This is a genomic window from Flammeovirga sp. MY04 (assembly GCF_001682195.2).
Lineage (GTDB): Bacteria > Bacteroidota > Bacteroidia > Cytophagales > Flammeovirgaceae > Flammeovirga > Flammeovirga yaeyamensis.
On record NZ_CP003560.2, the window covers coordinates 2,250,231 to 2,276,019 of the forward strand.

At 33.7% G+C, this 25,789-nt stretch carries 24 protein-coding genes; 7 read left to right on the plus strand and 17 right to left on the minus strand.

Annotated features, from left to right (window positions below; translation table 11 throughout):
- Nucleotides 1-407: 407 nt before the first annotated feature.
- Entirely contained in the window at nt 408-1,031 is a 624-nt protein-coding gene (locus MY04_RS09100; protein ID WP_066208848.1) for a 4'-phosphopantetheinyl transferase family protein, read from the minus strand.
- A gap of 116 nt (nt 1,032-1,147) precedes the next feature.
- Complete coding sequence (locus MY04_RS09105) at nt 1,148-2,710, minus strand: hypothetical protein (RefSeq protein WP_066208850.1); 1,563 nt, start codon at nt 2,708-2,710, stop codon at nt 1,148-1,150.
- A gap of 138 nt (nt 2,711-2,848) precedes the next feature.
- Here MY04_RS09105 and MY04_RS09110 point away from each other — a divergent pair, with 138 nt between their 5' ends.
- Together MY04_RS09110 and MY04_RS09115 are read left to right on the plus strand one after the other, a co-directional pair.
- Nucleotides 2,849-3,352: a hypothetical protein gene (locus MY04_RS09110; RefSeq protein ID WP_066208851.1), complete on the plus strand. Its 504-nt coding sequence runs from the start codon at nt 2,849-2,851 to the stop codon at nt 3,350-3,352.
- A 233-nt stretch (nt 3,353-3,585) separates the two neighbouring features.
- On the plus strand, nt 3,586-4,974 hold the full coding sequence (locus MY04_RS09115; RefSeq protein WP_066208852.1) for a glycoside hydrolase family 28 protein: 1,389 nt from the start codon (nt 3,586-3,588) through the stop codon (nt 4,972-4,974).
- A gap of 7 nt (nt 4,975-4,981) precedes the next feature.
- On the opposite strand, the gene MY04_RS09120 is transcribed toward MY04_RS09115, so the two are convergent.
- From MY04_RS09120 to MY04_RS09140, 5 genes are all read right to left on the minus strand, one after another.
- Nucleotides 4,982-7,060 (minus strand): outer membrane beta-barrel family protein, encoded by a 2,079-nt coding sequence (locus MY04_RS09120; RefSeq protein WP_066208856.1) that lies wholly within the window; start codon nt 7,058-7,060, stop codon nt 4,982-4,984.
- A 326-nt stretch (nt 7,061-7,386) separates the two neighbouring features.
- Entirely contained in the window at nt 7,387-8,241 is an 855-nt protein-coding gene (locus MY04_RS09125; RefSeq protein WP_066208858.1) for a DUF350 domain-containing protein, read from the minus strand.
- A gap of 13 nt (nt 8,242-8,254) precedes the next feature.
- Nucleotides 8,255-9,781 carry an FAD-dependent oxidoreductase gene (locus MY04_RS09130; RefSeq protein WP_066208860.1) on the minus strand — a complete coding sequence of 509 codons (1,527 nt, stop codon included), beginning with the start codon at nt 9,779-9,781 and terminating at the stop codon, nt 8,255-8,257.
- Nucleotides 9,782-9,956: 175 nt separating this feature from the next.
- Complete coding sequence (gene yaaA / locus MY04_RS09135) at nt 9,957-10,718, minus strand: peroxide stress protein YaaA (protein WP_066208861.1); 762 nt, start codon at nt 10,716-10,718, stop codon at nt 9,957-9,959.
- A 114-nt stretch (nt 10,719-10,832) separates the two neighbouring features.
- Nucleotides 10,833-11,189 carry a rhodanese-like domain-containing protein gene (locus tag MY04_RS09140; RefSeq protein ID WP_066213167.1) on the minus strand — a complete coding sequence of 119 codons (357 nt, stop codon included), beginning with the start codon at nt 11,187-11,189 and terminating at the stop codon, nt 10,833-10,835.
- A 330-nt stretch (nt 11,190-11,519) separates the two neighbouring features.
- Here MY04_RS09140 and rpoN point away from each other — a divergent pair, with 330 nt between their 5' ends.
- Complete coding sequence (gene rpoN / locus MY04_RS09145; RefSeq protein ID WP_066208863.1) at nt 11,520-13,004, plus strand: RNA polymerase factor sigma-54; 1,485 nt, start codon at nt 11,520-11,522, stop codon at nt 13,002-13,004.
- Nucleotides 13,004-13,651: a hypothetical protein gene (locus tag MY04_RS09150; RefSeq protein ID WP_066208865.1), complete on the plus strand. Its 648-nt coding sequence runs from the start codon at nt 13,004-13,006 to the stop codon at nt 13,649-13,651. The genes rpoN and MY04_RS09150 overlap by 1 nt, the downstream gene beginning before the upstream one ends.
- A 121-nt stretch (nt 13,652-13,772) precedes the next feature.
- Here the strand turns inward: MY04_RS09150 and MY04_RS09155 are convergent, their stop codons facing one another.
- On the minus strand, nt 13,773-14,882 hold the full coding sequence (locus tag MY04_RS09155; protein ID WP_066208867.1) for an alkene reductase: 1,110 nt from the start codon (nt 14,880-14,882) through the stop codon (nt 13,773-13,775).
- A 126-nt stretch (nt 14,883-15,008) separates the two neighbouring features.
- Between MY04_RS09155 and MY04_RS09160 the strand changes: the two genes are divergently transcribed.
- Nucleotides 15,009-15,830 carry an AraC family transcriptional regulator gene (locus MY04_RS09160; RefSeq protein ID WP_066208869.1) on the plus strand — a complete coding sequence of 274 codons (822 nt, stop codon included), beginning with the start codon at nt 15,009-15,011 and terminating at the stop codon, nt 15,828-15,830.
- A gap of 4 nt (nt 15,831-15,834) precedes the next feature.
- Here the strand turns inward: MY04_RS09160 and MY04_RS09165 are convergent, their stop codons facing one another.
- From MY04_RS09165 to MY04_RS09190, 6 genes are all read right to left on the minus strand, one after another.
- The gene (locus tag MY04_RS09165; protein ID WP_066208870.1) at nt 15,835-17,286 is read right to left on the minus strand and encodes a PAS domain-containing sensor histidine kinase; all 1,452 of its coding nucleotides are present in this window, start codon (nt 17,284-17,286) and stop codon (nt 15,835-15,837) included.
- A gap of 175 nt (nt 17,287-17,461) precedes the next feature.
- Nucleotides 17,462-18,928: a Fe-S cluster assembly protein SufB gene (gene sufB / locus MY04_RS09170; RefSeq protein WP_066208871.1), complete on the minus strand. Its 1,467-nt coding sequence runs from the start codon at nt 18,926-18,928 to the stop codon at nt 17,462-17,464.
- A gap of 608 nt (nt 18,929-19,536) precedes the next feature.
- Nucleotides 19,537-20,259, minus strand: a complete 723-nt coding sequence (locus MY04_RS09175; protein ID WP_066208872.1) for a YqjF family protein — start codon at nt 20,257-20,259, stop codon at nt 19,537-19,539.
- Between the two features lie 3 nt (nt 20,260-20,262).
- Complete coding sequence (locus MY04_RS09180; protein ID WP_066208874.1) at nt 20,263-20,649, minus strand: VOC family protein; 387 nt, start codon at nt 20,647-20,649, stop codon at nt 20,263-20,265.
- Nucleotides 20,650-20,659: 10 nt separating this feature from the next.
- The gene (locus MY04_RS09185) at nt 20,660-21,076 is read right to left on the minus strand and encodes a hypothetical protein (RefSeq protein ID WP_066208876.1); all 417 of its coding nucleotides are present in this window, start codon (nt 21,074-21,076) and stop codon (nt 20,660-20,662) included.
- A gap of 57 nt (nt 21,077-21,133) precedes the next feature.
- The gene (locus MY04_RS09190) at nt 21,134-21,550 is read right to left on the minus strand and encodes a winged helix-turn-helix transcriptional regulator (protein ID WP_066208877.1); all 417 of its coding nucleotides are present in this window, start codon (nt 21,548-21,550) and stop codon (nt 21,134-21,136) included.
- Between the two features lie 92 nt (nt 21,551-21,642).
- Between MY04_RS09190 and MY04_RS09195 the strand changes: the two genes are divergently transcribed.
- A complete protein-coding gene (locus MY04_RS09195; RefSeq protein WP_084005814.1) occupies nt 21,643-22,122 on the plus strand; it encodes a nuclear transport factor 2 family protein in 480 nt (159 codons plus the stop codon).
- 18 nt (nt 22,123-22,140) lie between these two features.
- Here MY04_RS09195 and blaOXA read toward each other — a convergent pair whose 3' ends face one another.
- The 3 genes from blaOXA to bcp all read right to left on the minus strand — a co-directional run bounded on the left by blaOXA (nt 22,141) and on the right by bcp (nt 24,537).
- Complete coding sequence (gene blaOXA / locus MY04_RS09200) at nt 22,141-22,977, minus strand: class D beta-lactamase (protein WP_066208880.1); 837 nt, start codon at nt 22,975-22,977, stop codon at nt 22,141-22,143.
- A 199-nt stretch (nt 22,978-23,176) separates the two neighbouring features.
- Complete coding sequence (locus tag MY04_RS09205) at nt 23,177-24,019, minus strand: transketolase (protein WP_066208882.1); 843 nt, start codon at nt 24,017-24,019, stop codon at nt 23,177-23,179.
- Between the two features lie 68 nt (nt 24,020-24,087).
- The gene (bcp, locus tag MY04_RS09210; RefSeq protein ID WP_066208884.1) at nt 24,088-24,537 is read right to left on the minus strand and encodes a thioredoxin-dependent thiol peroxidase; all 450 of its coding nucleotides are present in this window, start codon (nt 24,535-24,537) and stop codon (nt 24,088-24,090) included.
- A gap of 131 nt (nt 24,538-24,668) precedes the next feature.
- On the opposite strand from bcp, the gene MY04_RS09215 reads away from it, so the two are divergent.
- Nucleotides 24,669-25,757 carry a glycosyltransferase gene (locus MY04_RS09215; protein WP_066208886.1) on the plus strand — a complete coding sequence of 363 codons (1,089 nt, stop codon included), beginning with the start codon at nt 24,669-24,671 and terminating at the stop codon, nt 25,755-25,757.
- The last annotated feature ends 32 nt before the right edge of the window (nt 25,758-25,789 follow it).

Consider the following 25,789-nt stretch of genomic DNA (forward strand, 5'->3'; position numbering starts at 1 on the left):
TACCTCATCTAAGATAGTAGTTTAGGTTTTTAAATTAAAATCAGATAGTCTTTCTTATTTTATTTTTTCGACGGTAACATTATGCTAATCAAAAAATAGATGAGTATTGTATCTTAAAAAACCAAAAAATGTTTACCCTCTAACAACTATTTTTAGATATGGTGCGTCAACCTTTGTAACGTATTAAATAATCGTAAATATAACTTCGGTTACTCATCTAAAATTATGCAACAAATAGTCACTATCATTTCCGGCTTGTTATTCATCATCTTTGGCAGTATCAAATTTACTGACATCTACTGTTATCTAGGCTTATTTAAGAAGGAAGCAATTGCTTTAAGTATTGTCACTTCTTTTTTATTGTTTGTTATTTTCGCCAAGATTGTCAGAGAATTGATTGTTATTTTTTAGTCTTCTTGATAGCAGATCGCAATCGTAATTTCATTACCGATCATTTTAGTATCGAACTTCCAAGAATGCGTATCTTCCACCTGAAGCTTCCATTCATTATCCACAAACCAAAAAGAAAAATCAGATAAGACAAAGGATTTATCTGTCGCTTTAATAAATGCCTCTTTCATGGTAAATAACTTGAATAGAGACATTTTTCGTTGGTTTTCGTCCGTTATAGACTCTACCTCTTTTAATTCCTGAGGAGACAAAAACCACTTTAGTTTCTTTTCGTCCAGTTTGGTGATAGGCTCCATATCCACCCCTAGTTCCTTATTGCTAATACCTACCACAAAGTACCCATTACTATGTGATAAATTAAAGAATACAGATGCTCCATAAATAGAAGAAAGATAAGGTTTACCATTTTTAGAATAACTAAATGATATTTGCTTGGGAGGTATGTTTAGATGTTTAGATAAACAATGCTTTAGAAACGTACGGCCCATTAGAAATTCTTCTTTCTTCTGATCAGTTAAAAAGCGTTTATAGCGTTTACGTTCGTCACCATCTAATAAATTGATATCACCTTTAAGACTATCTTCTGCTGTGGTATATAAATCGTAGGGTTTCTTGGTCATTTGGTTTCTGATTAAAATCGTAGCATCAAAAGTAAGAAAAATATAGTTGTTTGATATAAAAAATCCCTGCCATATCTAAACAGCAGGGAAATAATCTTGATATTTTAAACAATTTTCTAGTTCGGTAAAACTGCATAACCAATTTCTTCTCCGTCGGAATCAAGAAGTCTATAATGACCACCTTGTTCCATCATTTCATCGAAAGTGATTTCTTTGTTATTTGGATCCTCATAAGGTGATGTCTCTCTATATCCATGATAATAACGATCTATTGAGATCATATAAGCTACTTTTGATGATGATTGAGATTCATGATCTTTACCAGTATACAATTCAAGATCATGGAAAATATTATCATCAGCATAATCACTACCTTCAACTTCCAATAGAGTGAATCCATTTAAACGTTTATAGATTTTCACATTCATGTTCTCATTCATAAAATCGGGATGAGTAAATGTAATATCAGCCTCATACATTGTATCAGTCAATGCAGCCTGACCAATATCCGACACTGCATATACTTCTTTTCCATTATAATCTGGATCATTAGATTTATTCATTCTTACAGAATAGGTACCTTCAATGATTTGATCATAACTGATAGCACTACCATCTTTTAAACCTTTAACATCTGCATAAGTTACGCCTTCGAAGTTGGCAGGAAACTTTCCTAAACTTGCAACATTTTCACCATGTAGAATATAATTATTATCGTTTAAGTTAACTGCATATGTTGATGATGGAATCACTTCACCAGTCATTTGATATGAGAATAAAGTATTACCATTAACTCTTTCTTCTAATTTCACCCAACCATTAATTCTATCTTCACTACCTGGGCGATCAAAATCATAACTAATAGATCTACCTGTTAATTCATTCCCACCAATATCTGTTTTCGAATAATACTCCTCTCCTTGATGAGTTGGAACTCTATCAATTCTCAAGTAACCGTCTTCAATATCAATCGGTAAGGCATATCCCTCATCAAGGTTGGTATATGAATTCGATTTACTTGTTCTCTCGTTGATATCAATTAAATCGATCAATACATTTTCATTATTTCCTTCAAGGGCTGTACCCGAATAAATATCAATCTCATAACCATATTCAAAATCTTTATAATAAAGTGATACACCGACCATCATTGGTCCATTTTCTCTAGGAATAAAAGCTGATGTTCCCACTTCATCTCCATTGCTTACTATTGGATATGTTTTTATTTCTGATGCTTTGAAAGCATTTGCTCCCAAATCAGTAGCGGATTTTACATCATGATCATTATTTTGAGTCACTCTAAGGTGGATATTTGCTGACATTAATTCCTCATAAGAATACGTATTTGATACATCTGTACTAGAAATCGTATGACCTGATTCTATTGGGGATAAATCTAAAATGGATTGAACTTCAAGGTCAGCGTCCAACATTCCTTCATAAAGTTTTACTTCATAATGTTCTGAAGCAGGCTGAGATAATTCAACAATAATATTCACTGAACCGTCTTCGTTTTTTGCAATATCAACCACTCCATTTTTAGTAAAATCTGTAAACGAAAATAACGAGTTTATCTGAGATTCTACTGGTGCTTGATCAGGTGTTAAGTTTTCATCCTGACTACAACCAAAAAATATAAATGCAGAGATTAGGGTAAATAAAATTTTGATAGATTTCATAATAGTAATTTAGATTCGTGTACTTAATAAAACGCTAATGTTTTGTTTGAGTTCTAACTATTTACCATTATTTGCATTTGTTGTATTCTTCTAAATCAAATATATTCACTTAATTTTTTTAACTAAAACTCTTATTTAATGAACTATTTCAATCTAAAGCATCTTGTATTTTTACTTTTGATCTCTGCATTTTCTTTTTCATGTTCAAAAGAAAAATCTGATAAAGTCAATTTGAATGGCGTTTGGAGACTTACCAACATTAAAGTGAATCTAAAATCTTTTGCAGAAGATATGCCGCCTATGGAAAAGAAAATGCGTGCTCAGTTTTTTGAGGGGATGTTCGAAAACACAATCAAGGAGAACTATAATATCCTTGTATTCGAAAATGACTCTTTGCTGACAAATTACAGACGTCCGACTAATATTGATCCAGACGACTATATGCAGTATAAAAAAGAGTATCTCAAGGATTTTTCAGAACCTTATAAGATTTTGAAAAAGGAAGGCAAGTTTTATTTCAAAGTAGGTGAAAACATTCATCAGCCTAGAATTATCACTTTATCTTCAGATGAATTGGTTATTGAAAACTTTAATGACAACATCACCTACCAGTATTTTGAAAAAGTATCTGATGAGATTTAATCAATTTTGATTTATGAAAAAGACGAGGTGATTTTAATTTTAAATTACCTCGTTTTTTCATGAAAACTTACCATGATATAAACTATCTCCATCATTTAACTAATAAAAAGACCTCCATCCATTCGATTTTACCCTTTCCAAAATCCAACCCCTAGAAACATAAAATTCATCCCCCGACCTTTCCTCTCTTTCTTCTACATTTGATGTATTAATCATCACATCAATTTTTTGAAATGAAATATTACCAATTAGCTATCCTTACCTTATTACTTTTAAGCTTTTCTGTAAAGGCGAAAGATTACTCTATTTTTGATTTTGGAGCAAAGGGAGATGGTATCGCCTTAGATACTAAAGCGGTTCAGAAAGCCATTGACACATGTAATGCTGAGGGAGGAGGAAAAGTGATTATCCCTTCTGGAAAAATAGTTTTGATCGGCACGATTTATCTTAAAGACAATGTCACATTATACTTAGAAAATGGAGCAATTTTAAGAGGAAGTCCCGATATCAATCAGTATGCTTTAGATACGCATAAAAACATGTATAAAGATGAGCCACACATGGATCGATGTCTCATTTTTGCTAAGAATGCACACCATTTCAGTATTGAAGGAAACGGAACGATCGATGGAAATGGTCACCCTAAAAACTTCAACAATAAAACTGGAAGACCTATGCTTATTCGCTTTTTGGAATGTAGCAATATCAAAATGAGAAATGTAAATTTAATTCACCCTGCTGCATGGACGTCTGCTTGGATCAATTGCGATGAAATTGTTGTGGAAGGAATTCTTATAGAAAGTAGAGTCAACCACAATGGTGATGGTCTTGATTTCGATGGATGTAAAAACGTAATGGTTTCCAATTGTTCATTCGACACAAGCGACGATTCTATTTGTCTACAAGCTTCTGATCCAGAAAGGGGGTGCTACGATATTGTCATAAACAACTGTATTTTTGAAAGCAAGTGGGCAGGGATTCGTATTGGTTTGTTATCAAGAGGTAATTTTGAAAGAGTGAATGTATCGAACTGTACCTTCAAAAATATTCAGGATAGTGGATTGAAAATTCAAATGAATGAGGGTGGAATCATGAAAAATATGACGTTCTCTAATTTGACCATGACTAGCGTTCCAAGACCTATCTTCCTTACTTTTTGTCAGCAAAGAGCTTGTGTTGATGCTCATGAGGAATTGTACCCTATGAACTATATGGGTGATATTTCCTTCGAGAACTTCCAAATTGATAACAGCATGTTGGATAAAAATTCGGGAATAGTGATGACGGGGTTACCTAAAGGAATGGTAAAAAATATTTCATTGAATAATATTCAATTCACTATATCGGGTGAAGGAACAAAAGAAGATGCAGAAAAGACCAACATCAACGAATTAACTCCTGAAATTATGAAAGGTTGGTGGCCAGAATTTTCACTTTTAGGAACACTACCAGCTTCAGGAATTTATCTAAGACATATGGAAAATGTATATGTGAAGGACATCAAGTTGACTACTTTGAAAGAGGACCAACGCCCTCCAATTGTTAGTGATGATGTCTCTAAATTACATGTCGACAACTGTTATCTCAACGGAGAAATCATTCATTACTCTCCCATCAAATAATTTGATGTTAATTGAATAAATTAGCATCCATTCCAGCATTAGGGGCCTTTTGAGGTCCCTTTTGGTTTCCTCCACCAATTCTATATCTAAACATCAAACGGACTACTTTCGATTCCCACTCAAATACTTTGTGTTCTGAGAACGTCGGCTGATCTCTATACATCGTGTAGTGTTGAGAGTCCAGGATATCATCTACTGTTAAGATCAAACTTCCTTGCCCTTTATTTACGCTTTGAGATAAAGAGGCTTTCATAAAATAACGTCCATCTACTGTCCCTTGTGGGTTGAATGATGGGGAAATGTAGGTAAACTGCATTTGTAACTGACTCCCTTTCCAAAGCTCCATACTCGATGTTAAAGAGGTTCTCCAATTGACATTTTGTTGGTAATTTCCAGGATCAATTGATGTTCCATCGACTTCAGAATAGAATACAGTAAAATTACCATTCACATTCCACCAATCTAATAGCTTCACATCTCCTACTACTTCTACCCCAGCATCAATTGCATGATCCATATTGATGACAGTATTGACCATATAGTCTCCTTCACCATCGAAAGTATACCAACGTGCAGGATCGGTGTAATACTTGTAAAAGGTTGAAAATTTCAATTGATAATTTTCTTGATCAATACCATATCCTAACTCGACAATATCTAAGAAAGTGGCATCTAGATTTGGATTTCCTTTGTGGATATAATTAGGATTTGATGTGTCCTCAAACGGGTTTATCATTCGCATACTTGGTCGTTCCACTTTTCGAGTGTAAGAAAAGTACAAATGATCGTGTTCCGATAATCCTTGTTTCAAATTGATACTCGGATAAAGGTTAAAGTAGTCGTTTACATTTTTTGTTGCATCGGTTTCCAAGAAAGTATTGATGTATGTATACTCTCCTCTTACTCCTAATTGATAGGAGAACTTATTTTTCTTACCCGACAACATCAAATAAGCAGCGGAAACATATTCGTTGTATGTAAAAACATTGCTACGGTCTTCGTTTGGTAGAAAACCATCTTTGTTTTCACTGTAACCATACACCATCAGACCTTGAGTTTTATTTCTGTAGGTTTGCTTTACACCCGCTTCCCAAGTCATGCCGTTCTTTAACTTTTGCTGATAATCCAATTGGAAAGCAGCATCATTAAAAGTGACATCGGTATCGTTAATTTCGTGTTCTCCAATGTTTTTTTGATGTTCGACCTGACCTGTTGCCCAAGCCAAACTCGTCGCCAATTCCCCGTCGTTATTTGTTTTGTACACATAATCCAAACGGTTGTCCATCACTTGCTTTTCTCCGAAGTGATTGTTGTATTGACTAAAAATATTGTGATCATCACCTTCAAATTCTTCTGTGGCTAATGTTCCTCCTCTATAGAAATTTGTTGTTGCGAAGTTGGAAGAAACACTCAAAGAATGCTGATCATTAAAATCGTATTGACCTCCTACCTGAAAGTTATGTTTTTCGAAGAAGTTATCTCCATAATAATCTTGGTAAGTAGCCTTTTCATAATCATCATCAAAGTTTAGAAGTTCGGCATCCATGGTTTGATATCTATTCTCTTGCTTGTAATTGTAACCTGCATTAATAGATAGTTTTCCCGTGTTTTTGCTGAAGCCTAAACCTGCATCGTATTTATCGTTGTTACCAACACCTAACATCACATTGGTGGTGGTAGAATTCATGTTTTTACGATCAATCTCTAAATTGATAATACCCGCCGTTCCGTCTGCATCGTATCGAGCAGAAGGATTGGCAATGATCTCAATGTATTTGATATCCTGAATAAAGATCTGTTCCAATAAAGGTCCATAATCACCCGACTGACTTGCTGGTCGGTTATTGATAAATACCTGCACGCCTGTATTCCCTCTATAACTTACAATTCCATCTGCATCCACATCCACAGAAGGAATTAGCCTTAGAGCGTCTATTGCATTACCGTCAACTATTTTAATATCCTTACCGATAAAATATCGGTTATCGTCTTCTTGATCTTGTTTTTTAGCTTCTTCTAAATTTTGAGAAATTGAAAACAAAGGGATAAATAAAAAGAACAGTTGTATAATTATTCTTCGTAGCATAATAAATTAGTTTGTTTAAAACTACGAGAGAATTCACGTTAAAGCTACATCTGTTTAATCATATTAATGATTGAAATACAACAGTTAAAATTTAACAATATTCGATCATTATTTGATAAACTTAAAATGAGTGAAATTATATTAACCAACGGTAATTTAAACCATATTTCACTAAAATAATATCAAAAAGGTTTAAAAACACATTAACATATATAAAAAATAAAGTGATTTAATATATTTGTTTAACATCAAATCACTTTGTTCTTTATTTTACCTTTATGGCTTACCAAATTTTCCACCAAGGCTTTTTAACCTCTAGATTTTGATTAGAAACAGAAAAACATCAATACTGCAAATAGAATAGCAAAAAGACCATCCATAAGACCAACACCAGCGTTTTTATCATTTACTAGTTCGTGGTATAAAGCCGATTTAGGAATGATGACTTTATCAAATAAGTAAGTAGATACGAATAGCAAAATAGTAAGCAATGCACAATCAATAAACATGGTGACGAATGTTTCCTTCCATCCAATAAAATCATGTGATAATGTCAACATCACAATCAAACCTATTGCTATAATTTTACCTGTTACGCTTAAGGCAACCGCTACATTGTTATTCTTAATATCGTCTTGAATATGAAAACGAGAGAATTTGATATACCCTTTCAGGTAAGAAACTAAGAATGCTTGTCCAAAAATGAAGAACAAAATAGTTTCTTGCCATCCACCTGTATCTCCAGAAACAGAACTGCCAATCATTAAGCCTGTTGCGACATAAGTACCAAATTGAACAATACCTACTGAGATATTTTTATTATCAATAATTTCCTTCATGTTGTCCACACGATTGAAAATCATAAAATCGTTAATTAAACGAGAAATGAACATCGCTATGATACCTCCGAAGGCATATAAACCTACTGATATCAAATCGTTCATTAACCCTTGTGATGAACCAATGTTTGCTCCAAAAAAGATAATGGCCACCCCTAAAAAATATCCAGATATACTGATGCTATAGGCTAAATTATCTTTATCTGTTAGTTGTTTATTTACATTGTCTTTAATGAAGAGTCCTTTTAATAGTCGTGCTATAACGAGCATAACACTAAAAAGGATAATGTACGCCCCTCTGGCGATCCAAACGTCTAAATTAAATTCTGTAATGTTTTCCATGTCAGTCTATAAATTATGATTTAAGTTCTTGTACGGCAACTATACCGGAATCAATAGCTTCAACTAAAAAAGGTAAACGACCATTATCAACACCTGCAAACACAAAGTTTTTGTATTTACGATCGATATTAAGATCATTGCCCAAATACCCTACGCCTACTTTAGGCATTGCATGTCCCATGAGATGTACAAAAGATTGCTCAATTTTGGGAGTAATATCAGTTGTTTTTAAGTCTAAAAAAGAGGCTATTTTTTCCAAAGTATAACGAACCAATAAGTTAGGAGTTTTCTGTATATCTACCAATTTTTCTTTCTGTTGATGTGCAAAACAATAATAAGCAGTTAGAATTCTGTTTGCCTCCTCATATTGTGTGATGTTGTCCACAAACCCTAAATACTCCCCATCAAAAGTCTCAAGATTTTCGTTTTGCCATAGTCCGCCTAGGAATTCTACTCCTTCTTTAAAAACCAAATTTACAACCACCCAACCCGAGGTTTGCATCAGATAGTCTGTTTTATTTAAGACCTCACTGAAGGTAAACTTTAAGGTGTGTTTTGGGGCAGCGTAAATTACTTTATTTGCTATCACATTTTGAATCTCATTCTTCTCAAAATCAATCAATTCTATTTTAAAGTGATTATTCCTTTCATCAAATGCTATGGAACGACAAATATGGTTGAGATGCTTTTTTTTCTTTGGAATAGCTTGCTCAAATTTATCAACAAAATAGGCATTCCCTTGAGGTGGTGAAAAAACATCTGCCCATTCGTCTTCATGCGGTCGATTGCAATAATAGCTTATCCCTGCCAATGCACTCACTTCGTCTATGGTTGTTCCATAATCATCCAACATATGGTAATTGATTCCATCCCAAAATACATCTGAAAATTCCATTCCTTGTTGAATGAGCCAATCTTTAAACGTAATGTGATTTAAGTCTTGAATAGAGGCATCGTTAAGTCGTGAAGGCAATGTGATCTTGTCATCGAATTGATGCAGAAGTTGATAAAACTGTGTAGCTTCTTCCTCATTAAAGAGGACGTAATTGTGGTATTGATTACCGTATTTACACAACATCAAATCTTTTTGAGGGATGACGTACTTTTTATCTTTAAAATGATAGACCTGTCCTTCTTTCTGAATGATGTTTAGTTGCTCTAAGGACTGTAAGACTTCCTTACCAAACTTCTCCGGGTAACTTAAATCGTAGTGTGCTCCTTGTGCAAAGTAATTTTGGTGATATTTTTCCGCACTACTCGTTCCCCCCCAACGGTCGGATAGCTCAAAAATATGATAATCTTCCTCTCCCAAAGCAAATGCAGCAGACAAACCGGCAATTCCTCCTCCGATAATTATTGTATCTGTGTTTATCAAATGATCTTTATGTAGATAGGGCTTCTTTTGAAACAATGTATGACCTCTTTCCATATCAGAACGAAGTGTTATATCAAAAGGCAACTGATCATCAGAAGACGAACATCCACTTAAATAATACAATAATGCAGAGGAAGATAATTGTAAAAAATGACGTCTATGCATTAAAAAATTAGGAGTTAGAAGTTAGGAATTAGGAGTTTTAGTTTGCCTCCCACTGATATCGGATACAATTTATAGAAATTATCTTGATAAAATAAGTGAGGGTTCCTCCAAAATACTTATTGAAGAAACCCTTACTTTTTCTTTATTACCTATTAGTTATTACTTATTACCTACATTACCCTCTAGTAAACACCCAATCGTTTCCTTTAGACAAGTCTTCGTTATAGATATATCCATCATAATCGAAGCCTTTCAGTAATTCTGGGTCAGTAATGTTATGATCTGCAATATAACGCACCATCAAACCTCTTGCTTTCTTTGCAAAGAAGCTGATCATTTTATATTGATCTCCTTTTCTATCTTTAAAATTTGGAGTAATAATTTCAGCTTTTAACTGCTTTTTATCTACTGCTTTAAAGTACTCATTAGAAGCAAGGTTAATTAATACCTCACCCTTTTTCATTTCTTTGTTTAAAGCAGGTGCTAAAGTTTCTTTCCAATAAGAATATAAGTTCTTATGATCTTCCACACCGAACTTCGTCCCCATCTCTAATCGATAAGGTTGCATTAAATCCAATGGCTTCAACATTCCGTAAAGACCCGATAATATTCTTAAATTATTTTGAAGAAAGTCAATCTGATTTTCATTAAGAGTATAAGCATCTAATCCTACATACACATCACCTTTAAATGCAAAAAGTGCTTGACGTGCTGATTCAGGTTTAAACCTTCTTCTCCATTTATCAAATCGCTCTTTATTTAGATCTGCTAATTTGGGACTAATCGACATTAAATCACCTATCTGCTCAGCAGACAATGTTTTTAAAGAATTGACTAATACTTCAGATTGACCTAAATATTTTGGTTTCGACTCCTGTTTTGTTTGTACAGGTGTTTCGTAATCTAAACTCTTAGCTGGTGATATTACAATTTTCATAAATGTCTTTTTTGAATAATTAAGTTCCTTTGGCTTTATCATTGAACATTACAAAAGTAATTATATCAAACGCATAAAACCAATTGATAATTATGATAGAAGTATAAGTTTGATCTATTCTTGATGTACTACTTTTCCTCCTCCACTTTTCCATGCATCAAAACCACCTTCCAGGTCCACGACATTTTCAAAACCCATTTCTTTTAAAATGCTTTTCGCTTTTGCAGATCTAACACCGCCTTTACAGAAAACCATCACGGTTGCTTCTTTATCAAGATCTTTTACTTCTTCTTTAAAACTACTTGATTTCACATTTATGTTTTGAGCATTTTCCATTGTACCTTGCTCATATTCTCCAGGTGTTCTTACATCAATAATAATAGCATTAGGGTGAGTATTCTTGATTTCTGCAAATTCTGATACAGATACTTGTGGTTCGTTGGAAGATGTTGCACTTTCACAAGAGACCATAAAAATGAGTGAAAGAATGAAGCTGCTTGTCCTAAAAAAGTTTAAAAAAATATTCATACAAAATATAATTAACTGTTTCACAGTAATTTAAAATTAGTGGCATGATTTTAATTTTAATTCCACAACAAAAAGTCCTATTTTTCGTCTGTAATTAACAAAACCACGATGGTGTTGACCATTTTACTCATGCAATATAGTTAATATTTGTTTGCACAAGTATAAATTACCCATCACTTAACTGCTGTTAGCAGCTATTTTTAAGTTGTAATGATTAGTGATAGTTTTTATCAATAATCGTTCTAGAATTTTAAATTTTTTGACTTCAAGACCATGTTAAAACAGGCACAGAAGCTCAAGCAGACACAAACATTATCACCTCAACAAATCCAATTCATTAAACTGTTGCAGGTACCCACAATAGAGCTTGATAAGAGAATTCAAGAAGAGCTTATGGAAAACCCTGTTCTAGAAGAAGGGAAAGAGGCGGAGAAGGAAGATAATGAATTTGGAAATGATGAAGCTACACAAGACGATTTAGACTCTACCGATGACTTTGACATTGATGATGTTCCTGACATTGACCCAATAGATGAAGTAAATATCGATGACTACGTAAGTAACGACGATATTGCTGGTTACAAAATGTATGGCGATGGTGATGTGGCTGAAGATAAAGAGCTCCCAATCCCAATGATGGATACCTTGAGTGACTCTCTGTTATCGCAGCTAAGCTTTCTTAATCTGGATGATGTAGAGCAACAAATTGGTGAGCAACTGATTGGCAGTATAGAAGCTGACGGGTATATTCGTCGCCCTCTAGAAGCAATTGTAAATGATTTGGCCTTTCTACAAAATGTAGAAACTGATTTGAATCAGGTAGAAAAAGTGTTGGCCATGATTCAACATTTTGACCCTCCTGGAATTGGTGCTAGATCTTTACAAGAGTGTCTTGAAATTCAATTAAAAAGAAAAGATACTGAAGATAATATCGTGAAAATTGCCATTAAAATGGTGGTTTTATGTTTCGAAGAATTTAAGAAAAAACATTATACAAAGATTCAAAAACGTTTGGCTATAAACGATGAGCAAATGAAAGATGCCATCGATATGATCACTCATTTGAATCCAAAGCCAGGAGGTACCAACATGATGGTGGCTTCTGCACAATTCCTTACGCCTGACTTTATTGTGAAGGAGGTAAATGGAAGGATTAATATTTCGTTAAATGGTAAAAATGCACCTGACTTACGTGTAAGTAGACAATACGGAGACATGTTGCAAGCATTTGATAAAACGCCAAAGAAAACGAAAAAAATGAGAGAAGAGGTGCGTTTTGTAAAGCAAAAATTAGATGCAGCGAAATGGTTTATTGATGCCATTAAGCAAAGACAAGACACATTACTTCGTACGATGAATGCTATTATTGATTATCAAATGCCATTTTTCTTAAGTGGAGATGAAGGTAAATTAAAACCGATGATCTTAAAGGATATTGCTGAGATTATTCAAATGGATATTTCAACCGTATCACGTGTGGCAAGTAGTAAGGTAGTAGAAACTGATTTTGGTATCTACCCTCTCAAATATTTCTTCTCAGAAAGTATTTCTACAGAAAGTGGCGAAGATGTGAGTAGCAAACAGGTGAAATCTGTCTTGAAAGAAATGATTGATAAAGAGGACAAGCGTAAACCATTATCAGACGATAAACTAGAAAAACTTCTAAGAGTAAAAGGATACAATATTGCTAGAAGAACTGTTGCGAAATACAGAGAACAAATGAATATTCCTGTAGCTCGAATGAGAAAAGAACTTTAATGAACAATACTAAACTATTCCAAGGTATATCAGTATTGCTTCACCCCATTTTTATACCCTGCTTTGTGGCAGGGTTATTCCTTTTTGGGGCTCACGAAGCACCATGGCTAGACACTAAAGCACGATGGTCACTATTTAGTTTAATAGGTACAATAACGACTTTATTGCCTATTAGCTGTTTGTTACTGATGCAAAGATTTGGGATTGTACAAAGCCCACACCTTCACAATCGTGAAGAGCGTTCTTTTGCCCTGTCAATTATGATATTGGCTTTATCTATTGCCTGTTATATTTTACTTCTTAAAATTAATGTAAGCAACAATCTAAATATTGCTTTTATCACCATTACCATCACATTAATTGTTGCCACTATATTCAACTTTTTAGAGAAAATATCTTTGCATTGTATTGGCATGTCAGGCTTTATTGGATTATGTCTTTATTTTATCACTTCAAATATCAACGCCCCAATTGTGCTTTTTGATGCCCTTGGAATTGGTGTTATTTTACTTGGCATAGTCATGACAGCTCGTCTATACTTAAAAGCCCACACGAACTATCAGGTGTATTTAGGTACCTTTATTGGCTTATTCTGTGGTTATTTTGGAGCCATTTTAAGTGCCCTAATTTTAGAAGTTCCTCAATAAAAAAACTGAGCCGATATAATTGCATATCGAACTCAGTTCCGCATTTATTTATTGATTTCTATCTCACTATTATCAACAGTGGTATTAACATCATTTTCTTAGTGTATAATTACTATTCGGATTAATACAAGCTTGGATAATCTGTGTATCCTCTTTCATCCCTTCCTCCAAACAAAGTGTGTGTATCTGTTATTTCTTGAAGAGGTGCATTATGTAAAACTCTTTGAGGGTAATCTGGATTTGAGATGAATTTTCGACCAAAGCCTGCTAAATCAATCCAATCTTTTTCTAATAAATTTTCTGCTTTTTCTGGAGTCATATTCCCCGTCGCAATAATAGTTTGATGAAACTCTTTTCTTAAATCTATTCTAAACTGATCAGAAACTTGAGGCGCATCATCCCAGTCAGCCTCACATAAATGCAAATACGTAATTCCCATTCTATCCAAGTAAGGAACTGCATACATAATCGTATCTAATATTTCAGGATCATCCATATCTTTAAACATGATAAAAGGTGATAATCGAACCCCTACTTTTTCTGCTCCAATTTCGTCGACAACCGCTTGAGTTACCTCTAATAAGAAGCGAGCTCTATTTTCCTTAGATCCACCATACTTGTCCGATCTTTTGTTTGCATTACTTCTTAAAAACTGATCAATTAAATATCCATTTGCTCCATGAATCTCTACACCATCAAAACCAGCTTCTATGGCATTTCTTGCAGCTTTTCTAAAATCTATAATAGTCGTATCAATCTCATCTTGTGACATTTCTTTTGGAACATCCACATCAACAAAAGTGGCGTCTCTATTGTCTCCCTCAAAAACATACACACTTGTTTTATTTGCTTTTAATGCTGAAGGTGCGAGTGGTTGTAAACCATTTACTTTTTCGGACCCTACTCTACCAACATGCCATAATTGAACGAATATCTCTCCTCCTTTTTCGTGAACTGCTTTGGTCACTTTCTTCCAAGCATTCACCTGATCTTGATTATATATTCCAGGAGTTTTTGCATAACCTTGGCTCTGCAATGAAATTTGAGTTGCTTCTGTAATTTCTAACCCGGCACTTGCTCTTTGTTGATAATATAAAGACATCATATCAGTAGGAACTCCGTCCTCATTTGCTCTTGAGCGAGTCATAGGCGCCAAGACCATTCTATTTTTTAGTTGATCATTATTGAAACTATAATCCGAAAATAATTTTTGATAGATTGAATTTTTCATCTTTGTATTGTTTTTGTGATGATACAAAGGTGACTAATCATCTCAATCAATATATGGTATATTTCAAGGTTTGATTAGTATATTTAATGTTAATAATAGGTATATTTAATGGTGAAATAAAAAAGTATGAAGAAGTATCTATTATTTGAAGACATCAATTATCTAGAAATTGATAAAGAAGCTTGGGATCACCCCGTCCACAATCATGACCATTATGAGTGGATAATTGTACTCAAAGGTAATGGCATTCATCAAATAAATGGGGTGAATTATGATTATAACCCGGGAGATATTTTCTTTCTTCGACCCAATGATGCTCACTTCTTCACCTTCCACTCCCCTTCTCAACTTGTTTACTTTCAATTTAGTATTGATTTATCTGTCTTTGAAAATGAACTTGTATTAAAGAAAAAAATGCTATCGATCTTACAAATACATAAAGAGGAAAACGTAGGTAATCTAAAATCTGTTTTTAATAACGATTCTTTGATGTTGCATCAAATACAATGGGCATCGGAGGTGATAAAAACAGGTGATATCTCGAAAGACTTTCTGAGGTATCAATTATTCACCTTCTTGTCTTTCATCAAAAAGAATAATTCTGAAGGAAGTAGTTTACATGAAGAAATGGATGATATTATCATTTATATTAGAAGTAACATCAAGGAGGTTAAGAGACTTAGTGTAGTACATTTGGCTGCTCAGTTTAATAAATCGTCTACCTATTTTGGAGAATACTTTAAGAAAAATATGGGGATCAGTATTAAAAAATACATAGATCGACTTAGAAGTAATTATCTAGAAAAAGAACTTATCTTTAGTTCAAAATCTCTTTCTGAATTAGCCTATGAGTATCAATTTACCGATTTGAGTCATTTTAATAAGTTTGTAAATCAGCATTTACACAAAACACCTTTAAAGATTCGAAAGGATAGAGATCATGTGTAAATTGTTATTGAGGTATAAGTATGGTAAAAACAGAACCTAATCCAACTTCACTCGATACCTGTATATCAGCATTTAATTGAGACAATGATTGTTTGGTAAGATAAAGACCTAAACCGTTTCCAGGGATAGAATCATTCGCTCTTTTAAACATTTCAAATATCATATTCCCATATTTACTAAGATCAATACCCACTCCATTATCTGACACACTAATCTCTACAGCACCCTCTACTCTATGAGCTTGAATAATTAATTCTAATAATACATGTTGATTTCTATAACGAATCGCATTGGATATAAAGTTATCTAAGATGGTCGTTAACTGTTTTATTGAGGTATGTATAATTAAGTCATTGGGAATATCTATCTCCACATCTGCATTAACCTGAACCAATTCAGATTGATATACTTCGATAATATCTAAAACTACTTGTCTTAGAAGATGATCTTCATTTACGACCCCCAATTCACGCTGCTCTATAATTTTAACTAAATCATTGATTTTCGATTGGGCCATCTCTATAGATTTACCCATATAATGAATCGCCTGTTTTGATCTTTCATTTTTGATCTCCTCATCACTCTCTAAAAAGCCTAAGAACGATTGGATGTTAACTATTGGGCTTTTTATATCATGTGTTGTGATGTAGGCAAATTGTTTTAGTTCTTCGTTATGTTTTTCTAATACCTTTTCCTTCTCTTTTTGAGAAGTGATATCAATAAACATAATCATTACACCACCCACTTCTTTGGATATCAATTCCCAAGGATTAATCACTACTTTATAAAAACATTCTTTACCGTTAAATTGAACCAAAAGTTCATCCAATTCTGTTTTTTCATTAACATTAATCGATTGTATAATTTTTTCCTTTAGGTTCATGCCTTCTTCATAAAGGTCATCAAAATCAGCCCCTATTAATTCATTTTTCTGAATATTAAAACATTCTATCCATGCATTACTTGAAGCTATTATTCTTCTTGATGGATCTAACATTATTGTTGGAGCAGGAATATTTTCTACAAATGTTCTTAAGTCATGAATATTGGATTTCTTTTCAGAATGTAACTGTTTTGACCTTTTTAAAAGCTCTTCATCTTCAATAAGTCGTGATACTCCAACTGTGCTAACGATTTCACCAGAACAGTTTTTAATGGGATTTTTAATAGTATGGAAAAAGGACACATTACCTTTACCGTCAGTAACAGGTTCAGAAGGAATATTTAAAGTAATTCCTTTGGTAAACACCTTTTGATCATCAATGACATATTGTATAGTATTATCTGGGTCAGAATGATCTCCATCTATACTATTTTGTAACTCTTCATTCGTCATATTATAATAATCACAAAAGGCTTTATTAGCCCAAAGTAATTTAGACTTTTCACCCTTAACTAAGATTAAATCATTAATCGAATTGAGTACTGATAAATACCATTCTTTGGAATGAAGCATATAAAGAGAATGAGTAAGAAGTTTTTAATATAATTTTCAGGTTATTAGATACTTAATTTAAATAAAATAATATTTTAATCACAACAATAATAAGTTATATATCATTGTCCCTTTAAAAAGCACAAAAAAAAGAGGTCTCGTTAGAAACCTCTTTAAATATGTTTTTGTCGCTCGATTAACCTACAGAACCCTCTAAAGAAAGTGCCAAAAGTTTTTGAGCTTCTACTGCAAACTCCATAGGTAATTTGTTCAATACCTCTTTACAGTAACCGTTAACAATTAACGCAACCGCTTGTTCAGTATCGATACCTCTTTGGTTACAGTAGAAAATCTGATCTTCACCAATTTTTGAAGTAGTCGCTTCGTGCTCCACTTTAGCAGTGTTATTGTCCACTTCAATGTAAGGGAAAGTATGTGCACCACACTTATCACCCATTAGAAGAGAATCACACTGAGAGAAGTTTCTTGAATTCTCAGCACCTTTGATCACTTTTACCAAACCTCTGTAAGAGTTTTGAGATTTACCAGCAGAAACACCTTTAGAAACAATTCTAGATTTAGAGTTTTTACCGATGTGAATCATTTTAGTACCTGTATCCGCTTGTTGCATTTTGTTTGTTACAGCAACTGAGTAGAATTCACCTACAGAGTTGTCACCTTTCAAAATACAAGAAGGATATTTCCAAGTGACAGCAGAACCTGTCTCCACTTGTGTCCATGATAATTTTGCATTATCACCATCACAAATACCTCTTTTAGTTACAAAGTTATATACACCACCTTTACCCTCGTCATCGCCAGGATACCAGTTTTGTACGGTAGAATATTTTACTTCTGCATCTTTGTGAACAAAGATTTCAACTACAGCTGCGTGCAATTGGTTTTCGTCACGTTGAGGTGCAGTACAACCTTCTAAGTAAGAAACGTAAGAATCGTCTTCTGCAACGATTAATGTTCTTTCGAATTGTCCTGTACCAGATGCGTTAATTCTAAAGTAGGTTGATAATTCCATTGGACATCTTACGCCTTTAGGAATATAACAGAACGAACCATCTGAGAATACTGCAGAGTTCAATGCAGAGAAGTAATTATCAGTTACTGGGACTACAGAACCCAAGTATTTCTTTACTAATTCTGGGTGATCTTTTACTGCTTCTGAGAATGAACAGAAAATAATACCTTTTTCTGCAAGTGTATCTTTAAAAGTTGTTGCTACAGAAACTGAATCAAAAACTGCATCTACTGCAATGTTAGAATCTTTAACTCCTGTAAGTCTCTTTTGCTCATCCAATGAAATACCTAGCTTTTCGAAAGTAGCAAGCAATTCAGGATCAACTTCCTCTAAAGACTCAAGAGATGGTTTTTGCTTAGGTGCTGAATAGTAAATAATGTCTTGGTAATTTACTGCTTCATAAACAACATTTGCCCATTCAGGATTCTCCATCTTCTGCCATGCTTTAAAAGCATCTAATCTCCACTGTAAAAGCCATTCCGGCTCTTCTTTCTTAGCAGAAATAAAACGGACGATGTCTTCGTTTAATCCTTTGGGTGCTTGGTCAGCCTCAATATCAACTGTCCAACCGTGCTCATACTCTTTGGAGGTAAAATCCTCTAAAATTTTATTATCCTGATCTGCACTCATATTATTAGAAACGTTTCTACGTTTAGATTTTCTACAAAATAATACCTTCACTACAGAGAACAATAACCTCTACAGGAAGGTTTTGATATAGATATTAAATTTTTGATTTATTATCTATTATCATTCTAAATAACAAAATTAGTAGAATAATTTTAGAAAGTAGGACTTTTACCTAAAAAACTTATCATAAAGTAACGAATAAGTTGTTTAAACATATTTTTAAGTCAATCAAACTCAAATAAATAAAATACATAAAGGTGTTTTAATAGTGGAATAAGAACATTAATACATTATCACATATTTATTAACAAATCGCATTAAGAATTGTACTCTATTCATTACCAACAACTTAAGTGTAGTCACAGAAAATTAATAGTAAATTAGTTTAATATCATCTTAGAAATGTTATATTTACAATTGTAAAGTTGCTAACCACAGTATTTGCCTCATATTGCTGGTTACCGGTATCAAATTCATGACTGTATACCAACTTTTTAATTTTCAGTTTAATACTAAAATATAACATTACAACTGGGTTGTCTCGACGGAAAGGGATGACCCTTTTTTTACCAAACACACTATCAGAGTTCTTTTTTCAAGAAAACCCACTACAAACTATACATCTTTTTACTCCACGCAATTACTTCAACTCCTCTGGAATAATGTGTCAATGCCGGTTGATCCGGTAATAAATCTTTAAATTTTGGGTAATCGGCAACCAACTCTTTTGTCTCTACTTCTTGTACAGGCCATTCGGCATGATGTATCTCATAAGCATTTAATTGATTCCTTGAATCTTGGAATAGTGCATATCTCTCCGTCAACCATATATCTAAATCAGATTTTTCAAGCTTATCTTTTTTCAAAGAATACTTCAAAAGAAAATTACTCTCTAAATCATTATTTTTCGATTTAAAAACATCATTTCCCCTACTCATCATAGAATATTGATAAGGCAATGCTGATATCGATTTTGCCAAAAAACAAGACCATCTCTTTCCCCCTTCAATATTTAAAAAGTACACACCTTGCTTGCCTTTATATTTCACATAGGTTCGGATATTGATTTCATCAAAGTTTGAAATCGGAGGAAATGATGGCAAATATTTAGGCCTTATCCTTTCCATTGTAAAAGCAACAACCGATACCCAAGCTTGCGCCTCAAAGGTATCTATTTCTAAATCTGTAGGCACAAATTTTTGTAATTCTGATGTTTCTACTTGATAATGTAGAAATACCGCATTGTTCCATTCTTGATAAAACGCCCAATCTTCTTTGGGCATTTCCCATGGTCTGTGTTTCGTCTCCTTAAGTAATTCTTTGATGTTCATTGGTTAATCAGTTAGTTCTATTGCATTTCCTTCAGGGTCTTGAATCACACTTTCATAATACCCATCCCCTGTAGTTCTAGGTTCTCCGATGATAGAATATCCATCTGTTCTTAGTCTTTCTGTCAATTTATCTACCTCAGCTTTATCACCTAATGAAATAGCAAAGTGAGTCAAACCTAATTTAGTTTCTCTAGATTGAATAAATTCAGAAACATCCGGTCTGTGCATTAACTCTATTCTCGTTCCACTATCAAATGATAGAAAATAGGAACTAAAATTCTTCTTTGGATTAAAGTATTTTTCGTTTGATGTGAGATCGAAATAGTTTAGATAAAAACTTTTCATTTTCTCTAAATCTGATACCCAAATCGCTAAATGTTCTATTTTCATAATATGACGTTTATATTTTCATTCCTTCTTTTCTCTTATCTCTTGATTCAATAAATGTTTGTATTAGAATAATCACTAACAAACTGATTGTACCATATTGATCATTTTCCCAATTATAGAAAGCAAATAGTAGTGCTCCTAGTAAAGTAAGGTAATACACTATTTTACTTAAAGAGTCCCATACGATTCTATACTTCTTTGGTGTCTTGTTATATATCAATTTACCCAAAAAGGTAAAAGGATAATATATTAGAAAAATGGTAACGGTTCCAATAAGAAGTAGAAAAGCCATAGAAGAGAAGGTTGACAATCCATTAAAAAAGCTTTCTGAAAATATCATTTTCAATGCCATCATTATGATGATGAGATGAAATACCGGCTTTAAATATTTACTCCATAGAGTGCTTAGAAACTGCTTTCGATTCATATTGAAGGGTTGTTATGTAAGTCGAGTTTTAATTTGTCATAAGTTAATCAAAGATCCTTACTTAGTAAAGTCTACTTTACTGCGAATTAACTCAATCACCCCTTCCTTATCTACCTTCAATTTTTCTAAAAAGTCCTCGCTTACATTTAATCCTTCTTTATATTTTGAGGACCAAACAATAATTTCAATTAGTAACGGAATTAGATCTAAACCTTTTTCTGTAAGGGTATAAATCTTCTGAGTTTTCTGTTTTTCATATACTTCTGATTTAATGATTTCCAGCTTTTCTAGTCGTTTCAATCGATCAGAAAGGATGTTGGTTGCAATTTTTTCTTTTGATTTTGAGAACTCTTTATAAAAGCGTTTTCCATCAAAAATAAAGTCTCTTATGATCAATAACGTCCATTTATCACCTAAAAACTCTAGTGCGTAATTAATAGGACAGTCAGATCGTAAAGTATCTTTCTCTTTCATTTACTTGCATTTTAAAAGTGAATATGATTACATTTGTATTACTTGCATTTTGCAAGTTAATAAAATCTCTCAATTTAACCTGTAAATTAATTATGAATACTATTCAAATTGACTTAGAAAAGCTACAAAAATCGAATTGGACAGAAGAGGAATTCAAAAATGCTGAGATTGTTGTTCATTTTATTCAGAAATTGATGAACGATCACGACTTTGATTATATCAAAAAGACCTATTCAAGTCAGCGCTACAAACAGCACAACCAAAGCATGATCGATGGTATCGACGGAGTGCTTGATGTAGTATCTAATTTTGCTAAACGCTATCCAGACTACTGCTACGATGTAAAACACATTTATGTAGACGGGGAATATGTGACGGTTCACTCCCACTCCACCAACAAGAAAAAGCACAGAGGAAACCCTCAGAAAGGTCTAAACATTATGGACACTTGGAGAGTGGTTGATGGAGAAATTGTAGAACATTGGGATGCAGTACAACCAATCCATGGATTTATGAGATTCTTTTTCTGGTTGGTGGGTGGAAAATTTAAAAATCAGAATACGTATTTCTAGGAATACATATTGAAGTATTTAGAGCAACTGCAGTGCTTTAAATGCTTCCATAGTAACTGCTGATCGAACTCTTGGAAAGCCTTTCATATCAAATGTTTCCTGAGGTTCTAAGTTGGTAGCGAAAATGTAGGTGTTATTTTCAAAAGTGATATAACCAACAAACCATCCATTGTTTACATTATTATCCGTTGACCATCCTGTTTTACCTCGAAGGGTATAATTTGGCTTTTCATCAATGACCATAATTTGTTTGATAATCTTTTCTGTTCTATCAGAAATCAACAATTTAGAATCAATCAACCTATTTAAAAAGTCAATTTTCTGGTATTGGGTAATTCTTGATGCTCCAACTAACCAAAACATATCGATGTTTTCTTCACGAACATCCATCCCTTTGTACGCCAATTTTTTGAGGTAATCATTCATTTTATCAACTCCTACTTTACGTGCTATTTCTTGATAACAAGGAACGCAAGAATACTTGAATGCTTTGTAAAAAGGCAAGTCTTGTTCCCACACCTTAATGGCTTTTGGTCGGCCATCCCATTTTAAAATAGTGCTATCATTTTCTACAACACCCGTCTCCAAGGCTATCATAGAGTTAGGAATCTTAAAAGTGGATGCAGGTAATTTCCCTGTTTTTGCCCAATCAAAATCGTTGGAAAGATACGTATCCTTTTCTACATCATAGATAAGGATAGAACCGTTGACTTGAGCAGAATCCAAAATGTCTTGAAAAGTTGATTCATGAATCTCAGAGGCTGTGTTTTGATGTTTTTTCTTTTGATCAGATGATGGGTTACTTCCACAAGAAAAAAGTAAAATGAATAGTGGAAGGAAATAATAAGTTCTCATTTAGTTGTTAGCTTTTAATTTAAAAAAATTATCAATATCAAAGATTCTGATAAATCAATTAGCAATCAAGAAATCTAATAAAAACTCTATTTATAATTTACATTTCACGTTTTTCATTCTTCACTTTTAATTTTTCATTAAAAAAAAGCCTATCTGATATTATATCAAATAGGCTTTTTTGTATGATCAGTTTTAGGGATTAGTAATCGCCTAAAGTCTCTTCTAATTGAGATAAAGCTGCTTCAGTTTGCTCTGCGTTTGGAGCAACACCGTGCCACTTGTGCGTACCTACCATGAAATCGATTGGGAAGCCCATCTCAGTTTTCATGATGATCATGATTGGCTTTCCGTTACCAGAAAGTTCTTTTGCTTGTGTTAAAGCTGCATCTAGTTTCTCCATGTCGTTACCATCAGCAACGATAGTTTCCCAACCAAATGCTTTGTATTTCGCCTCGATATCGATCAAGCTCAATACATCAGATACATCACCATCAATCTGACGGTTGTTGTAATCGATAACACCTACAAGGTTGTCAATTTTATTGTGAGCAGCATACATTGCAGCTTCCCAAATTTGACCTTCTTGTTGCTCACCATCCCCCATTAGACAGTAAACCATTTTGTCATCGCCGTTTAGCTTTTTAGTTAAAGCTGTACCAGCAGCAACAGAAAGACCTTGACCAAGTGAACCAGACGCCATACGTACACCTTCTAAGTGCTCATATGGAGTTGGGTGGCCTTGTAATCTTGAATCGATTTTTCTGTGTGTAGCCAATTCCGATACAGGGAAATAACCTGCTCTAGCTAAAGTACTGTAAAAAACAGCGGAAATGTGACCATTAGAAAGATAGAAAACATCTTCATTTTTAGCATCCATAGAGAACTCTGTATTGTGCTCCATGTGCTTGAAGTAAAGTGCAACTAATAGATCGGCACAGCCTAATGCTCCACCTGGGTGACCATTACCCGCTGCGTTGACCATTCTAACAATGTCACGTCTCACTTGAGACGCAACTCTTTTCAATTCTGCAATTTCTGCCATTTTCTTTGACGTAAGCTATTGATATTTTATAAAAAAGAGGTTTCCCTCATTTAATTCCGATTGCAAACTTAATTAATAATCTGATTAGTATGCTCTTTCGTCTTTACCTTTTTTATAATATCGGTTAAAATTCCCTCTTCATCGATCACAAAGGTGGTTCTGACCGTCCCCATGTACTCTTTTCCGAACGTTTTTTTCAATTGCCAAGTACCATAAGCCTCGTGTACCGTATGGTCTTCGTCTGCAATTAGAGGGAAAGGTAATTCGTGTTTTGCAATAAACTTTTGATGTCTTTCCTTAGGATCTGTACTTACTCCAAGAACGACATACCCTAGAGAAAGTAAACGGTCGTAGTTATCTCTTAAATCACAAGCTTGAGTTGTGCAACCTGGAGTCATATCTTTTGGGTAGAAATATAAAACCACTTTTTTGCCTTTAAACTGAGACAACGTGATCTCGTTACCATCTTGATCAATACTTTTAAAATCTGGTGCTTTTTGTCCTACTTCTAACGACATTTTTATTTAGGTTTGATGTGAAGATAAATTTGTAGATAAAATAATTATCTTTAATCCGAATTTGCAGTTACAATATTGCATTTTTAATCATTCTTAGACAACCTTCGCACTTGGAATTTCTATACTTTATTTTGGTAACTATTTATTCGATACTTTTAATATTACTCATTTTTTCATGGAAAAAACTACCTCTATTTCCGCTAACTGAAGATATTATTTTTAAGGAAGGCCCATCTATTAGTATTGTGGTTGCTTTCCGAAATGAAGAAATGAACATCAAGCAGTTGGTGGAAAGTTTGATAAAACAAAGCTATACGAACTATAACATCATCTTAGTAAATGATCATTCTGAGGATCAATCTTTAGCACTAATCCCCCATCATCCCTTAATAAAAACCATTTCACTTCCCAATGATTTAACTGGTAAAAAACAAGCTATACGATACGGCATCGAGCAATCTGATAGCCAATTGATACTCACAACTGATGCCGATTGTGTACATCATAAAGATTGGGTAACATCTTTTGCTAACACCTATCTTTCTAGAAATGCAAAAATGATTTCTGGTCCGGTACGTTTCAGTTATCAGAACTTTTGGGAAAAATGTATGAACGCCGAATTTGGCAGTCTGATTTTAACCGGAGCAGCAAGTATTGGCATCAAAAAGCCTAACATGTGTAACGCTGCCAACCTATGTTTTGAGCGAGATGCGTTTATTCATCAAAATGATTATGAACAACATGCACATATTCCCACTGGAGATGATGAATTCTTTTTGCATCAAATTGCAAAGGAAAATGCATCAGATATCCTCTTTCTAAAAGATAAAAAAGCGATAGTCACCTCCACACCTCCTAAAAACTTAAAAGAATTTACACAACAACGTATCCGATGGGCAAGCAAGTGGAAGCATTACAAAAACAAAGCTCCCTTACTTGGAAGTCTTTTCGTCTTCTTTTTCCATCTTTCCTTTTTTCTCACATTAATTGATGTTGTCACCACAAATGATGGCTATTTATTATTCTCCTTAACTCTATTTGTAAAAACAATTGTAGAAACATGGTACAACCATTATATCCTCAAGTGGTTTGATGATGATAAAAACATTGTACTTCTCCCCATCATCTCTTTATTCTATCCTTTTTATGCTGTTTCCATAGGTTTTCTAAGTACTTTTGGAAATTACAAGTGGAAGAATAGAAAAATCGTCGGGAAATAGATAGTTTTTATTATTTTTGAAAAGTATTCGAA